Annotated in this window: 11 protein-coding genes; 9 read left to right on the top strand and 2 right to left on the bottom strand. The window is 40.1% G+C overall.

The window, feature by feature from the left end; translation table 11 throughout:
* Nucleotides 1–595 precede the first annotated feature (595 nt).
* On the top strand, nt 596–3,322 hold the full coding sequence (locus tag CLI64_RS15700) for a cation-transporting P-type ATPase (RefSeq protein ID WP_103138083.1): 2,727 nt from the start codon (nt 596–598) through the stop codon (nt 3,320–3,322).
* A gap of 153 nt (nt 3,323–3,475) precedes the next feature.
* Here the strand turns inward: CLI64_RS15700 and CLI64_RS15695 are convergent, their stop codons facing one another.
* Together CLI64_RS15695 and CLI64_RS15690 are read right to left on the bottom strand one after the other, a co-directional pair.
* Nucleotides 3,476–4,183 carry a rhomboid family intramembrane serine protease gene (locus tag CLI64_RS15695; protein ID WP_103138082.1) on the bottom strand — a complete coding sequence of 236 codons (708 nt, stop codon included), beginning with the start codon at nt 4,181–4,183 and terminating at the stop codon, nt 3,476–3,478.
* Between the two features lie 132 nt (nt 4,184–4,315).
* Entirely contained in the window at nt 4,316–5,002 is a 687-nt protein-coding gene (locus tag CLI64_RS15690; protein ID WP_103138081.1) for a hypothetical protein, read from the bottom strand.
* Nucleotides 5,003–5,492: 490 nt separating this feature from the next.
* On the opposite strand from CLI64_RS15690, the gene CLI64_RS15685 reads away from it, so the two are divergent.
* The 8 genes from CLI64_RS15685 (at nt 5,493) to CLI64_RS15655 (ending at nt 14,733) form a co-directional block, all read left to right on the top strand.
* Complete coding sequence (locus CLI64_RS15685) at nt 5,493–6,854, top strand: mechanosensitive ion channel family protein (RefSeq protein WP_225977361.1); 1,362 nt, start codon at nt 5,493–5,495, stop codon at nt 6,852–6,854.
* On the top strand, nt 6,854–7,903 hold the full coding sequence (locus tag CLI64_RS15680) for an AI-2E family transporter (protein ID WP_374703974.1): 1,050 nt from the start codon (nt 6,854–6,856) through the stop codon (nt 7,901–7,903). Before CLI64_RS15685 ends, CLI64_RS15680 begins: the two co-directional genes overlap by 1 nt.
* A 237-nt stretch (nt 7,904–8,140) precedes the next feature.
* Nucleotides 8,141–9,154, top strand: coding sequence for a TIGR00341 family protein (locus CLI64_RS15675; protein WP_103140755.1), 1,014 nt, complete (start codon nt 8,141–8,143; stop codon nt 9,152–9,154).
* Between the two features lie 221 nt (nt 9,155–9,375).
* On the top strand, nt 9,376–10,725 hold the full coding sequence (locus tag CLI64_RS15670; RefSeq protein ID WP_103138078.1) for a ferric reductase-like transmembrane domain-containing protein: 1,350 nt from the start codon (nt 9,376–9,378) through the stop codon (nt 10,723–10,725).
* Between the two features lie 152 nt (nt 10,726–10,877).
* The gene (locus CLI64_RS31255; protein ID WP_192881543.1) at nt 10,878–11,033 is read left to right on the top strand and encodes a hypothetical protein; all 156 of its coding nucleotides are present in this window, start codon (nt 10,878–10,880) and stop codon (nt 11,031–11,033) included.
* Between the two features lie 34 nt (nt 11,034–11,067).
* Nucleotides 11,068–12,435 (top strand): glycoside hydrolase 100 family protein, encoded by a 1,368-nt coding sequence (locus CLI64_RS15665; protein WP_103138077.1) that lies wholly within the window; start codon nt 11,068–11,070, stop codon nt 12,433–12,435.
* Between the two features lie 249 nt (nt 12,436–12,684).
* Nucleotides 12,685–13,911, top strand: coding sequence for a sorbosone dehydrogenase family protein (locus CLI64_RS15660; protein ID WP_103138076.1), 1,227 nt, complete (start codon nt 12,685–12,687; stop codon nt 13,909–13,911).
* A gap of 12 nt (nt 13,912–13,923) precedes the next feature.
* Nucleotides 13,924–14,733 carry a glucose 1-dehydrogenase gene (locus tag CLI64_RS15655; RefSeq protein ID WP_103138075.1) on the top strand — a complete coding sequence of 270 codons (810 nt, stop codon included), beginning with the start codon at nt 13,924–13,926 and terminating at the stop codon, nt 14,731–14,733.
* Nucleotides 14,734–14,739 lie beyond the last annotated feature (6 nt).

Below are 14,739 nucleotides of genomic sequence, written 5' to 3'. Positions count from 1 at the left end.
ATCTTCTCCTTTAAAGATGCTAATGCGAAAGGGTTTTGCTTTAGCGGTATATGCAAAACATCAATCATCCCCTTAATCAGCAAGGCCAGAATTTCTGGATTTGAATCTGTTTCATGATTTTAGTGAATAATTTTTCAATTGAGTCCATGATTTACTTTAAGTCCCAAATACTCATTTCAAGCAACGAATCACAGGGCGAACTTATGGTTATAGTCACATTGGCAATATTAGTGGATTGAAATGTTTGCAGGATAAACATTTTAGTCACTTTTTGATCACATTTATTTTTCATAATCTTACTGATTAGCTAAGAGGTATTCTAAAAGCACTTAATCATGCCTCAAATCATTTATAGATCCCTCTCAATCCATATCACTTGCTAAAACGGGGAAACTTGCCCACGCAACTGTCTTCCGTAACGCAGTGACTCCCCTGAAAAATGGGGACTTTGATTAAACTTTTCCCTCTTTTTCAGGCTAGGGTGAATCAACAAATATTTCAGAGTCACAGTTAATCATTTTTCAAGCAACATTTAAAAACCACATAGCTAATCATTTAAATTTACTCCGCCTATAGTTAATCTTGATACAAAAAAATGACAGCAACATCTGAAATCAACACGCAGCCAAAGCAATGGCACAATTTATCAGCTTCAAAGGTAGCTCAGAACTTAAACATTAATCCAGAAACAGGTTTAACTTCAGATGAGGTACTAAAACGACGAGAACGTTACGGTACTAATGAACTTAAGGGTAAATCTGGGACGAACCCAATAATCAGATTTCTATTGCAATTTAACCAACCATTACTATACATTTTGCTAATTGCGGGTGCAATTAAAGCTTTAATTGGACAGTGGGTAAATGCTGGGGTAATTTGGGGCGTAACTTTGATTAACGCCATTATCGGTTTTATTCAAGAATCGAAAGCCGAAAGTGCGATCGCAGCTTTAGCTTCTTCAGTCCAGACCAATGCCACTATCCTCCGCAACGGTCAAAAGGTACAAGTTCCCTCGACAGAGTTAGTACCAGGAGATATTGTCTTACTCACTTCTGGCGATAAAGTCCCGGCGGATTTGCGTTTGATAAAATCTCGCAATCTGCAAGTTAATGAATCAGCACTCACGGGTGAGTCAGTCGCTATTGAAAAAAATACCGCACCTGTTGAAGTAGATGCAGTTTTAGCAGAACGGGCTAACATGGCTTATGCTGGTAGCTTTGTAACGTTTGGCACTGGTAAGGGAATTGTCGTTGCCATTGGCGAAGCCACAGAAACTGGGCGTATCTCCCAACTGATTGAACAAGGAACGAGTTTAAAAACTCCTTTGACGCGAAAATTTGATAAATTTAGCCGCACGTTGCTGTACATTATTCTGGGCATCGCTGCGCTGACGTTTGCAGTCGGGTTAGCATACGGCAATTCCTGGGCAGGAATGTTTGAGGCGGCTGTAGCTTTTGCTGTGAGTGCGATTCCTGAAGGATTGCCAGCAGTAGTCACGGTGACATTAGCTATCGGTGTTTCCCGTATGGCTCGCCGTCATGCGATCGTGCGGAAATTGCCAGCCGTGGAAACTTTGGGCGGTGCTACAGTCATCTGCTCTGATAAAACAGGGACGCTCACCGAAAACCAGATGACTGTACAAGCAATTTATGCAGGTGGTGAACAATATACAGTCACAGGTACAGGCTACACCCCAGAGGGAGAAATTTTAGCAGATGAACAGCCTATAGATTGGCAAAATTTCCCTGTGTTAGCAGAATGTCTCAAAGCTGGATTGTTATGTAATGACTCCCACCTAGAACAAAAGGATGGACAATGGCAGGTTGTGGGCGATCCTACTGAGGGAGCATTAATTACTGCTGCTCATAAAGTGGGACTGCATCGCAGCAACTTAGATACTCAAATCCCCAGAATAGATGTTATCCCGTTTGAGTCCGAGTTTCAATATATGGCAACCTTGCATGAGGGCGGAAGTTCCTCCCAAAGAACCATCTATGTTAAAGGTTCGGTAGAAGCCATTCTCAAACGTTGTCAGCAGATGCTAGATGTGGAGGGTAACAAAACCTCTGTTGATGCAGACACTATACATCAAGAAGTTGATGTGATGGCGAACCTGGGTTTACGGGTGCTGGCATTGGCGAAAAAATCTGTCTCAGCTACTCAAGATACCCTCGACCATGCAGATATCGAGCAGGATTTGGTATTTTTGGGATTGCAAGGAATGATTGATCCGCCTAGAGCAGAGGCGATTAAGGCGGTAGAAGCCTGTCAGAGTGCAGGTATTCAAGTCAAAATGATTACCGGCGACCATGCAGTAACAGCGAGAGCGATCGCCCAGCGCATGGGCTTTAATAAAAATGGTGAAGTGTTGGCTTTTACGGGTAGTCAACTTGCCCAAATGGAGCAATCAGAACTAGTTACCGCCATAGAAGATGGTTCAGTATTTGCTCGTGTTGCACCAGAACAGAAACTCCGCCTCGTTGAAGCTTTGCAATCGAAAGGTGAGATAGTGGCAATGACGGGGGATGGTGTCAATGATGCACCAGCCTTAAGACAAGCAGACATTGGCATTGCAATGGGGGGTGCGGGTACAGAGGTAGCTAAAGAAGCCTCAGACATGATTTTGACCGATGATAACTTCGCCTCCATAGAAGCGGCGGTGGAAGAAGGGCGGACTGTTTACCGGAATTTATTGAAAGCGATCGCCTTTATCCTACCTGTTAACGGTGGTGAATCAATGACGATTTTAATTAGCGTCTTATTTGCCAGAGAATTACCAATTTTATCTTTACAAGTCTTGTGGCTAAATATGGTTAACTCCATTGCCATGACTGTACCCCTAGCCTTTGAGCCAAAATCTCAACGGGTTATGCAACAACCACCACGTAACCCCCGTGAACCTTTACTTTCTAAAAGTTTAGTCAAGCGCATTGTGGCCATTTCTATCTTTAACTGGATTTTAATTTTTGGTGTATTTGAATGGATCAAACAAACCACAGGCGATATTGATTTAGGTCGAACAATGGCAATTCAAGCTTTAGTAGCTGGTAGGCTATTTTATCTTTTAAGTATTAGCCAATTAGGCGTTTTTCTAATTAATCAATTACGAGGAATTAGACAAACATTCACCGATGCTTCAGCTATTGGAATTGGCATTGCTACTACGATAGTATTACAAATAGTTTTCAGTCAGTGGAGCTTAATGAATAACTTATTTTCCACTGCTCCCCTGAATTTGAATCAATGGTTAATTTGCTTAGTTGTGGGTTTACCAATGATTATAGTAGCCACACTCGTCAACAAATTTGACCCGCTTGACTAATGTAAAAATACACCAGAGAATAGGAGACTTAGAAATAAAGAAATATCCAAAATGTAGGGTGTGCGTCAGTGTGATAAAAACTAGCTATACAAGCCATTACCCATACTGACACACCCTTGCAGCCTTAATTATAAGCCTTTAAGCAAACACGAATTACCTGTGATAGCGATCGCGCCTATACAAACCGAATAGAGGAGCAAGCATTGCCCCAAAGACAAAGCCTCCCGCGTGCGCCCAATAAGCGATTCCCCCGCTTTCCATCCCAATATTAGAGCGAGCTTGTAAACTAGCAATACCATAAAAAGCTTGCTGAAAAAACCAAAACCCAAGGAAGAAAAATGCAGGAACTCTGATTGTAGTGATGAAAAAACCCAAGGGAACTAAGGTGAGAATTTCGGCTTTAGGAAAACGCAGAATATATGCACCTAAAACTCCGGCGATAGCACCACTAGCACCCAAGGAAGGAATCGTGGAATTTTGTGAAAAAAACCATTGAGATAATGCAGCTAAAACACCGCAAGTGAGATAAAAAATCAGGTATTTCACATGACCCAATCGGTCTTCAATGTTATTCCCAAAAACCCATAAAAATAGCATATTACCCGCTAGGTGCAGCAAACCACCATGTAAAAATTGCGATGTAATTAAGGTCATCCACTCAGGTATAAGCTGATTACCTAAAGCACTAGGGCAGGTATTTGAAAGTTGACATGGTACTAATGCCGCAGTGTAGAAAAACCCTTGTAACTGTTGCGGGTTCAGGTTCAGTTGATAAATAAAAACAAGAATATTAGCAATAATTATCCCATAGGTGACATAAGGGGTAATTATCGTCGGGTTATTATCTCGCAGTGGAACCAAGGCCGTTTTTCCTAACGAATGAATACTTAATCAGTTATCAGTTATCAGTCGGATGGTAAGAAGCTCAGACTCCAAGGCTCAATAGCTTACTAATAACTGATAACTGTTGACTTTAAAAAGGTCTGAGAATAATTAGAAGTTGTAGCCCACACCTACTGATATACCTACATCAGTTTCATCAATAAAACTGACATTTACCCCACCCGTTGCTGTAATTTGTGAAGATAAAGGAACATCGACACCGCCAGTAATTAATGCTCCAACAGTGCTATCTCTACCCGTAGAAATTGCTACACCACCACCAATGTAGGGTGCTACTCGCAATTGAGTGGTTTCCAAATTCTCTTGGGGAAAATCTACCGTTAGCGGTACCAGAAACACTGTATTATCTCCAACTAAAGCAGCAGGACGTACGGATAAATTACGGGTAAGTCCGATTTTACTAATTACAGAAAATGAACTTTCACCCACCCGTGTATTACCAGTAATACCAATATTACCGCCAACACCAATATAACTAGCACCAGAACGGGTGGCTCTACCAGGCGCAAAAGTTTGAGCTACTTCCTGAGATTCAATGTTGGATGGAGTTTGTACAGTTTGAGGTTGTATTGTTTCATTTGTAAAAGTAGATGGAGAATTATCAGTATTTGTATTGATTGATTCTGGCTGATTGATGATCACATTATTCGCAGAATTAGCTTCATTGACAGCAGTAAAATTTGTATTTTCGGCGCGAGCAGGTAAACTTGACCAAATAAAAGTGACACTGGTAAGAGCTAATAAAGTAGAAGTGGTTTGTAAAAAATTATGGTTCATGAGTATTCTTTCCTTTGTATTCTTGTATCTTTATAGTGAACAGCAAAAGTGATTTAAAAGTGACAATATGCAAATTTAAAACACAAAACAAAAATAATAGTTCTTAGGTATGAGCTTATTAATTAATCTACTCCATTTTACTTATATCAAAATATATATTTACTCTCACCATACCAAAAATCAATTATTAACAAAGTCAAGGATTTTTCTTGATTTTAGATAGTTTGAATATCTTATCTAAGTAAGATGATTTCTATGCACAAAAATAATTAATAGTTCCTTCAGTAGAAGGATGATGATTTGAAAATAAACCTTTAGGCTACGAATAAACCTATAAAATTAACGAATATCGCTTCTATAATTTACAAAATGCACTACATTTAATGTTGATTTTGTTGTCTGTGCTGGAATCGGCTCTATCGGTTATGTTCTGGAACTTTCCTGATCGACAAAACTGCCCCTTGGCAGCAGTTCTGTTTTATTGATATAGATGATGATTCACGTTTTTTCTTCTGGTGAACGCAGATTTGTGGCAGCGATCGCTGTACTTATTGTTTCCTGTCCATTGATGATAACTTCTGGAACAGCATTAGCACAGGAGGAGCCTCCCATTACTCCTGTAACAACTCAACCGCCTGATATAGAAACAATCCCCACAGATGGGCTATTTTTCGCTGATATTATCGTTAGGGGACAGCCCATCTTTCAGGTTGGTAGCGTGGGAGACGTGAGTGCTACACAACGCGCACAAATCGTTAACCGTCGTCTAGCAGGTATTTTGGCACAACGTCAAACAGATAGAAATGTGACTGTTGTACCTGATCCATCACGGGCGATCGCTACCTTGCAAGTGGGTAATCGAGTGTTAATGACTGTTACCCAACAGGATGCTCAAGACTTTAATCTACCAGTAGAAAACCTCGCACAACAGTGGGCAAATCAACTAGAGCGTGCCTTTGCACAACCGCCGTTAGTTATTGATGTCGGGCAAAGGTTGTACAGCACTGTACGCGAATTCCAGCGAGACACAGTTGATAACCTACCGTCGTTTTTGGGTGCATCTCTAGCATTGCTTGCTACTTGGATAATTGCTGTTAGTCTACGTCGTCTTACCCTATTTGGTTCACGACATTGGGAAGTTGACCGCAACTCTAAAATTCTTGTCAGTCGGCTAGTCTATGGCAGTGTATGGGTTGTTGGTACAGTTGTGGCTTTAGGAGTTTTGGGGCTTGATTTTGCCACATTAGTAGGAACTTTGGGACTAACCAGTGTCGCCATTGGGTTTAGTTTGCGAGATGTCTTGAGTAACTATTTCTCTGGAATTATTTTGCTAGCATCCCGTCCCTTTCGTTTGGGTGATCAAATTGTCATTCAAGACTTTGAAGGGACAGTGACTCAAATTCAATTACGAGCCACAACCTTAAAAACCTATGATGGGCGTGTAGTTTACATTCCGAATCAGGAAGTTTTCACCGCTATCATTACTAATAATACTGCCTGCACTCATCGCCGTAGTTCCATCATGGTTGGTATTGATTATGGCTCAGATATCACTAAAACCAAAAAAATTATTCATGATGCGGTTTTGGCAGTAGAAGGAGTAGAAACACAGCCACAACCAGAAATTTTGGTGCGCGAACTGGCGACAAGTACAGTAAATGTGGAAGTGCGATTTTGGGTTAATTCACGGCGTTTGACATTTTTAGAAATAACTTCTCTAGTAGCACAAGCCGTTAAAGAGACATTAATGCAAGCAGGAATTGAGATGCCAACAGATATTTATACCGTTAGGTTACGTGGTTTAGCACAATTTAGTGATAACCATCATATTAATTCTGAAAAGCCAAACTAATTAACAACCCATCAATCAATTTCATATTAAATAAATTGTTAGAACAAATAAGTACCAACAAATTATTCCGCTACTTACTACTCTTCGCCCTTGGGTGGGGAATAGTCCAAGTTTTAGCTTACTTTTCCACGGTAATCGTCATTTTTACTTTGGCAGCAGTTGTAGCTTTTTTACTCAATTATCCTGTGCAGTGGATGCAGCGTTTTTTACCTCATACTGTAGCAGTGATTATAGTTTTTCTACTCAGTCTCTTAATTCTGATTGGTTTTACATTGACAATTGGTTTTGCAGCTTTATCTCAAGGACAACAATTACTCCAACAATCTCCAGATTTTATTAATTTCGTTATATCTTTATTAGAACGACTACAAACTTTACTACAACAGTGGAACTTGCAAGTAGATTTTAGTGCTATTGAAGAAGAAATTCGCAATCAAGCTTTAGCGGGAATCGCTGTAGGTTTAGGGACTGCTCAAAGATTACTCGCCAACTTAGTTGATCTAATTCTGATTGCTGTTGTAGCTTTTTTTATGTTGCTCAATGGTGCAAATCTGTGGAATTTCTTTCTAAAACTTTTTCCCGAACACCTGCGTAGTAAAATCACCAGTTCTATTCAGCGCAACTTTTTAGGCTTTTTTTGGGGACGGCTAATTTTATCAGTTTTCTTTGGAGTTTCTACATTTATTGTCTTTTTAATTTTACAAGTGCCTTATACATTAATTTTAGCTACCATTGCCGGTGTTTTTGATTTGATTCCAGGTATTGGAGCTACATTAGGTATTAGCATTGTCGCTTTGATTGTTTTACCGCAAGGAATTTGGGTGAGTATTAAGGTATTAGTTGGTTGTATTTTACTGCAACAGGTCGAAGAAAATTTGTTGATGCCTCGGATTATGCAAGGCTCTTTAAATATTAATCCAGTAGTGATGTTTTTTGCCTTATTAATAGGTGCGAGAGTCGCAGGACTACTAGGAGTTTTTCTGGCAGTTCCCGTTGCTGGAGTGATTATTAGTTTATTTGAAATGAATGAGTTAAAATCAGAGCAGTAAGAGATTTTTAAGTGAAATAAATATCTTATAATTTCATTTTAGCGAGGAGAGTTAAAAAGAATCTGCTCTAAGTTTGTAAATACTTTCTCAGTCTATAGTTATAGTATAAGATAAAATATTTATTTCCGAAGATAGATGATTTTGATAATTTTTTGTTTAATCTTTGATATATATTTGCTATGTAGATAAAATTTATTTATATTGGCTTTAGAAAAAGTTATTAGCCTGCGAGGTATTGTGCTGAAAATAAAAGGTATCCGCAATCGGTTTAATAATTTTAAAAAGCGGCGAGTATCGCTACTGCAATTACAAGAAATCCGCAATGGACTTTTAGAAGAATCCACAATCAATAGTAATTATCTTGTACTAATTATTGGTTCTTGTATAATTGCAACATTAGGGTTAATTTCTAATAGTGCTGCTGTGATTATTGGGGCAATGATTATTGCACCCTTAATGTTACCAATTCGGGGGTTAGCATTTGGAGCTTTAGAAGGTAACTTCATATTATTTCGTAAAGCTTTGGCTGCTATTATCATTGGTACTATTTTGGCAATTGCTTTAGCTTGGTTCATTGGTTACTTTCTGGCACTGCCACAATTTGGTAGTGAAATTATTAGTCGTTCTCGACCTACTTTATTAGATTTAGGAATTGCCGTAGCAGCAGGGGGAATTAGTGGTTTTGCTAAAGTACAACCCAAAATTTCTGAAAGTTTAGCAGGAACAGCGATCGCAGTTGCCCTGATGCCGCCAATTTGTGTCATTGGCTTAGGTTTATCACAAGTAAATTGGTCACTGAGTACCGGTGCAACTATACTTTACCTCACCAATTTATTAGGTATTACCCTTTCTTGTATGCTGACTTTTTTACTCACGGGTTGCGCCTCATTTAAAGGTGCGAAAAAAGCCCTTGGTTGGACATTAGTTTTAACATTTATAATTCTCATTCCCTTAAGCGTCAGCTTTTTCCAGTTAATTAGGCAAAGCAGACTGGAAGTCAGTTTGAGACAAGCATTACTCAATAGAACTGTTACCTTTCAGCGTATGGTATTGCTTAATAGTGATGTCAATTGGTTAAGTAATCCCCCAAAAGTCCGTTTGAGCGTTAGGACTAAAGAACCCATAACACCAACACAAGTGACGCTGTTAGAAGACTTTTTAGCCAAAGAAATGGGTCAACCGTTTACTTTAATTTTTGAAGTTGGTGAGATTGAAGAAGTTAGAGGAAACAGAGCAGCAAGTCCTCAGTGAGCAAAATCAGTAACAGCATAGTAATTGTCACTTTTTACTCACATTCATCACAAATAATAAAAATAAGCTGACAGGAGCCGAAAAGGAAAACTTGCGGAAATTGTTAATTACAGCCGCAGTTTTTGGCATTTTGACGGTGAACTAGCCGGAAATAAACAGGTTATCGCAAATTGTATCGCCACAATCAAGCTAAGAGGTATGGGCTGATGAGAAGTCTATTGATGAAGAATCCCATAGTTATAGGGGCATCTTGGATAGCTGCATATATTGTGATTATCTTGTTTCCCCTATTGATATTACTTTTATATCCACCTACACCCAGCGATGAACGTAGTTTTTTATTAGAATTTTCTGCGGCTTTGGGTTTCATTGGTTTAGCAATGATGGCAATGCAATTTGCTCTGACTGCTAGGATTAATCGCATTGAAGCTTCCTACGGTGTAGACTTAATTCTTCAGTTTCACCGCTACACCTCAATAGTAGCTTTCTTCTTCATTCTGGCTCACCCTATAATTTTGTTTATTAATAATCCAGAGACGCTACAACTATTGAATTTCTTGACAGCACCGTGGCGAGCTAGGGCGGCAGTAATAGCTACTTTGGCACTCATGGCAATTATTATTACTTCCATTTGGCGCAAACAACTGAACATTCCCTATGAACCTTGGCGTATAGCTCATGGCACCTTAGCTGTGATTATCGTTACTTTTGGCTTGGGACACGCCTTGGGTGTGGCTAATTACTTAGGACTATTTTGGAAAGCAGTGATTTGGAGTGGGATTGCCATAGCGGCATTGTGGTTGTTGGTTTATGTCCGCTTAGTTAAGCCTTACTTTATGCAGAAAAAACCTTACTTAGTCGAAGCTGTGATTCCCCAAAGAGGCAATGTGTGGAATTTAGTCTTGCGTCCCAGAGGACACGCAGGCATTAATTTCCAACCAGGTCAATTTGCTTGGTTAACTTTAGAAATTTCGCCCTTTAGAATGCGGGAACATCCATTTTCTTTTGCTTCTAGTGCAGAACATAGCGATGCCTGCGGCGGGAGTAGCCAACGCATTCAGTTTGGTATTAAGGCTTTAGGAGACTTTACAAACACCATCAAAGATGTGCAACCAGGCACTAAAGCCTTTCTTGATGGCCCTTACGGAGTTTTCACCACAGACCGCTATGAAAATACTGCCGGGTTTGTGTTTATTGCTGGTGGTATCGGCATCACACCAATCATCAGTATGCTGTTTACCTTAGCAGACCGTCAAGATGAGCGTCCCTTACTCTTAATTTACGCCAGTAAAACTTGGGAAGATATCACTTATCGAGAAGAAATTGAAGACTTAAAAAAACAATTAGACCTAACAGTTATTCACGTTCTCAAAGAACCTCCTGAAGATTGGTCAGGAGAAAGGGGCTATATTGATCAGGAAATACTAGAACGCTACATTCCTAAGCGTCCGGCAACTCGAAATTACTTCATTTGTGCTGTACCAAAAATGATGGATCAAGTAGAGAGAGCTTTACATGAATTAGAAGTACCTGTCACTCACATCCATATGGAACATTACAACCTTGTTTAACTTAATTTACAGGTTGCTATTTGATCGGTCATACTTGATTTAGATATTTTCAATCGAGATGTTATTTGATAAATGCACTCATAATATTTGTACTTGATTGACGATAAAATCTTGATTTTAATACACAAAATATAAATTGCGGAAATCTTTGTATGCGTTACAGTATCATGCTGCAATTAGTAGCAGCTATCACCTTGATTTTTCTTGGTACTGCGGCTTTGTTTGCTTGGTTGCAATATCGTCCCGGCCCAAGAGAAACAAATATAGAGCGCGAAATATTATATCCTCCTGTTTCTCAACTTCCATAAAGATGTAGCAGTGATTAAGGAGATACTGTCAATCATGAAAACAAAACATGATTTAATTGCCGAAGCTTGGACATTAATAGAAAAGTCAATTATTTATTATCGTAATCGTCCGATTGGTACAGTAGCAGCTTTAGAAGCTGGGTCAGATGCACTAAATTATGACCAATGTTTTGTTCGGGATTTTGTCTTATCAGCGTTGGCTTTTTTGATTAGTGGTAAACCGGAAATTGTCCGTAATTTCTTGATTGGAACTTTGCATTTACAGAGTCATGAACCGCAAATGGATTCCTTTAAACCAGGGCCAGGACTCATGCCAGCTAGTTTTAAAGTAGTGGTTAAAGATGGTGAAGAGTATTTAACTGCTGATTTTGGAGAACACGCGATCGCTAGAGTTCCACCTGTTGATTCTTGCTTGTGGTGGATTATTTTACTACGGGCTTATGTAAAAGCTACAGGTGATACTGCACTGGCTCACCAAAGTGAATTTCAACAGGGAATCAAATTAATTTTAGAAATGTGTCTTGCACATCGGTTTGCTATGTACCCCACAATGTTAGTTCCCGATGGTGCTTTTATGATTGACCGACGTATGGGAGTCTATGAACATCCTCTAGAAATTCAAGTGCTATTTTATGCGGCTTTACGTGCAGCTAAGGAACTTCTGCTCCCAAATGATGCTAACCTTTCTTGTTCCAATAGCGTAACTCAACGTTTACAACCTCTTACCTATCATTTGCGAGAATATTACTGGATTGATTTAAATCGTTTAAATGAAATTTATCGTTTTAAGGGTGATGAATTTGGTCAAGAAATAGCCAATAGATTTAATATTTATCCTGAATCAATTCCTGATTGGTTAACAGAATGGCTACCGGATAATGGTGGTTATCTAGCGGGTAATCTTGGCCCTGGACGGATGGATTTTCGGTTCTTTGCACTGGGAAATCTTATGGCAATTATCACTGCTTTAGCCAGTGAAGCAGAATCTCAAAAAATTATGAATCTCATTGAGTATCGTTGGCAAGATTTAATTGGATATATGCCCATGAAACTCTGTTATCCAGCCCTAGAAGGTAGAGATTGGCAAATTATCACAGGTAGCGATCCCAAAAATATGCCTTGGTCTTATCACAACGGTGGGAATTGGCCGGTTTTATTGTGGTTACTTACAGCAGCAGCGCACAAAACAAATCGTTTAGACATTGCCGAAAAAGCTATTGATATTGCAGAAAAACGTTTACGTCAGGATGGATGGCCAGAATACTACGACGGTAAGAATGCTCGTCTCATTGGTAAACAATCTAGACAATATCAAGCTTGGACGATTGCTGCATTCATAGTAGCAAAAGAGTTAATGGCTAATCCTAGCCATTTAGAACTAATTAGTTTTGAGATGGAATAATTTTGACAAATAGGAATTAAACCTAATATTTATCGAAAATTGCTAGTATGAAATTGCTTGATAAATCTATTTTGATCATAGTAAATTTATTTGATATAAACCCATAGATGGAGGTTTTATTGCTTAGTGTAAAATACAATATTGATGGTTATTACTACCAGTAGACATTAAATTTGTCATGGTTTCAAAAACTTAACATAAGCTAGATACTAGACCATGCAAGCAGCGATTTTTTGGAGAGAATAAATCATGCAACTGAGAAACCCTCTTGCTAAAAAATTACTTTTTGGCATGGTTTTGCTGGGACTTTCTGCTTGTAACTTACCCACAACTGAGTCCGCAGATAATAGCAATCAAGAAACGCAAGCAGCCGCACCAATTAGTCAACAAACTACTGCTAACAATCAAGCCTGCACTCTCGTAGAAAATGGCTTCGGTTCGCCAGGAAAGGTAAATCTGCGTGCTGAAGAAGTAGTAACAGGTTTAGAAGTCCCTTGGGGAATCGCTTTTCTGCCAAATCGAGATATGTTAGTGACTGAACGCCCTGGACGAGTTCGCCTGGTGCGGGATGGTAAACTTGTTTCTCAGCCAGTAGCTACAATTAATGTTACTGAGAGCGGCGAAGATGGTTTACTGGGGATTGCAACTCATCCCAACTTTGCCGAAAACAGATTTTTTTACGTTTACTATACTGCTGATAGAAATGGTTCGCAGGTGAATCGTGTTGAACGATGGCGACTATCTGAGAACGGACTCAGTGCTTCACCAGATAGGGTAATTGTTGACGATATTCCTGTAGCGCAATTTCACAATGGGGGTCGCATTCGCTTTGGCCCTGATGGAATGTTATACATCGGGACTGGCGATGCTAGGAATCCACAAATTTCCCAGGATGTTAATAGCCTAGCTGGAAAAATTCTGCGTGTGACTCCTGATGGACAAGTACCACAAGACAATCCCTTTGAGAAAAATCCTGTATATATCACTGGAATTCGCAACACTCAGGGGTTTGATTGGCGGGATCAATCAACCCTATGGGTAACAGACCACGGCCCTAGCGGCGATTTAGGCAGAAGAGGTCACGATAAACTCAGTCTAGCCAGAGCAGGCGATAACCTTGGCTGGCCTACTATCTACCGTTGTGAATCAGGAGAAGGATTTGTGACTCCCTCGATTGTTTGGCGTGAAGCTCTGCCGCCTGGGGGAGCAGCAATTTATACAGGTAATGCTATTCCTGAATGGAAAGGTAGCTTGATTATTGCCACGCTTCGTTCAGAACACTTGCAGCGCGTCGTCTTCAATCCTCAATCTCCCCAACAAGTCGAGCGTCATGAGGTGTATTTACAAGGTAAATATGGACGACTGCGAGAGGCAATTATGGGGCCAGATGGTGAATTATATGTGACAACTAGTAACTGCGATGGCCGAGGCAATTGCCCACAACAACGGGACAAGATTCTCCGTATTACTAAATAAAGGAAAAATACCATGAAAGGATTAAAAGGGAAAAATGCCTTGATTACAGGTGGCAGTTCAGGGATTGGACAAGCGATCGCCATTCGCCTAGCTCAAGAAGGTTGCAATATCGCCATCAATTACCGCAAAAGCCCGGAAGGTGCGGAAGATACAGAAGAAATCGCTATGCAAAAAGCTTGTGGCGATGTCAATAACTGTGGTGTTCAGTCTCTACTGATACAAGGGGATGTCTCCCAAGAAGAAGACATTGTGGAAATGGTCAATACGGTAGTTGACAAATGGGGCAGTATTGATATTTTGATTAATAATGCCGGCGTTCAAACCGAAGGCCCATCCCACGAAGTCAAAACAGAAGACTTCGACCGAGTGATTGGGGTAAATCTGCGTGGGGCTTATATCTGCGCCCGTGAAACCATCAAACAATTTCTCGCCCAAAATCGGCCGGGAATCATCATTAATATTTCCAGCGTTCACGAAATTATTCCCCGACCGATGTATGTCAGCTACTCCATCAGCAAAGGCGGCATGGAAAATATGACCAAAACTTTGGCCTTGGAATATGCTAACCGAGGGATTCGGGTAAATGCGATCGCACCAGGAGCAACCATTACCCCCATCAATGAAGATTGGATAGACGACCCAGACAAGAAAGCAGTTGTTGAAAGTCATATCCCGATGGGTCGTGCGGGAACATCGGCAGAAATGGCAGCAGCCGTAGCCTTTTTAGCCTCTGACGAAGCCGCATATATCACGGGACAAACCCTATTTATTGATGGTGGACTAACCCTATACGCTGACTTCCGCGAAGCTTGGTCTGCCTGAAGCAGC

Source organism: Nostoc sp. CENA543 (assembly GCF_002896875.1).
Classification (GTDB): domain Bacteria; phylum Cyanobacteriota; class Cyanobacteriia; order Cyanobacteriales; family Nostocaceae; genus Trichormus.
This window is presented reverse-complemented; position numbering and strand designations above follow the sequence as displayed.

Excerpts from the sequence above, each read along its gene's own strand:
- CLI64_RS15700 (WP_103138083.1), top strand. The coding sequence starts at position 596 with ATGACAGCAACATCTGAAATCAACACGCAGCCAAAGCAATGGCACAAT.
- CLI64_RS15655 (WP_103138075.1), top strand. The coding sequence starts at position 13,924 with ATGAAAGGATTAAAAGGGAAAAATGCCTTGATTACAGGTGGCAGTTCA.
- CLI64_RS15670 (WP_103138078.1), top strand. The coding sequence starts at position 9,376 with ATGAAGAATCCCATAGTTATAGGGGCATCTTGGATAGCTGCATATATT.
- CLI64_RS31255 (WP_192881543.1), top strand. The coding sequence starts at position 10,878 with ATGCGTTACAGTATCATGCTGCAATTAGTAGCAGCTATCACCTTGATT.
- CLI64_RS15690 (WP_103138081.1), bottom strand. The coding sequence starts at position 5,002 with ATGAACCATAATTTTTTACAAACCACTTCTACTTTATTAGCTCTTACC.
- CLI64_RS15665 (WP_103138077.1), top strand. The coding sequence starts at position 11,068 with ATGAAAACAAAACATGATTTAATTGCCGAAGCTTGGACATTAATAGAA.
- CLI64_RS15660 (WP_103138076.1), top strand. The coding sequence starts at position 12,685 with ATGCAACTGAGAAACCCTCTTGCTAAAAAATTACTTTTTGGCATGGTT.
- CLI64_RS15685 (WP_225977361.1), top strand. The coding sequence starts at position 5,493 with ATGATGATTCACGTTTTTTCTTCTGGTGAACGCAGATTTGTGGCAGCG.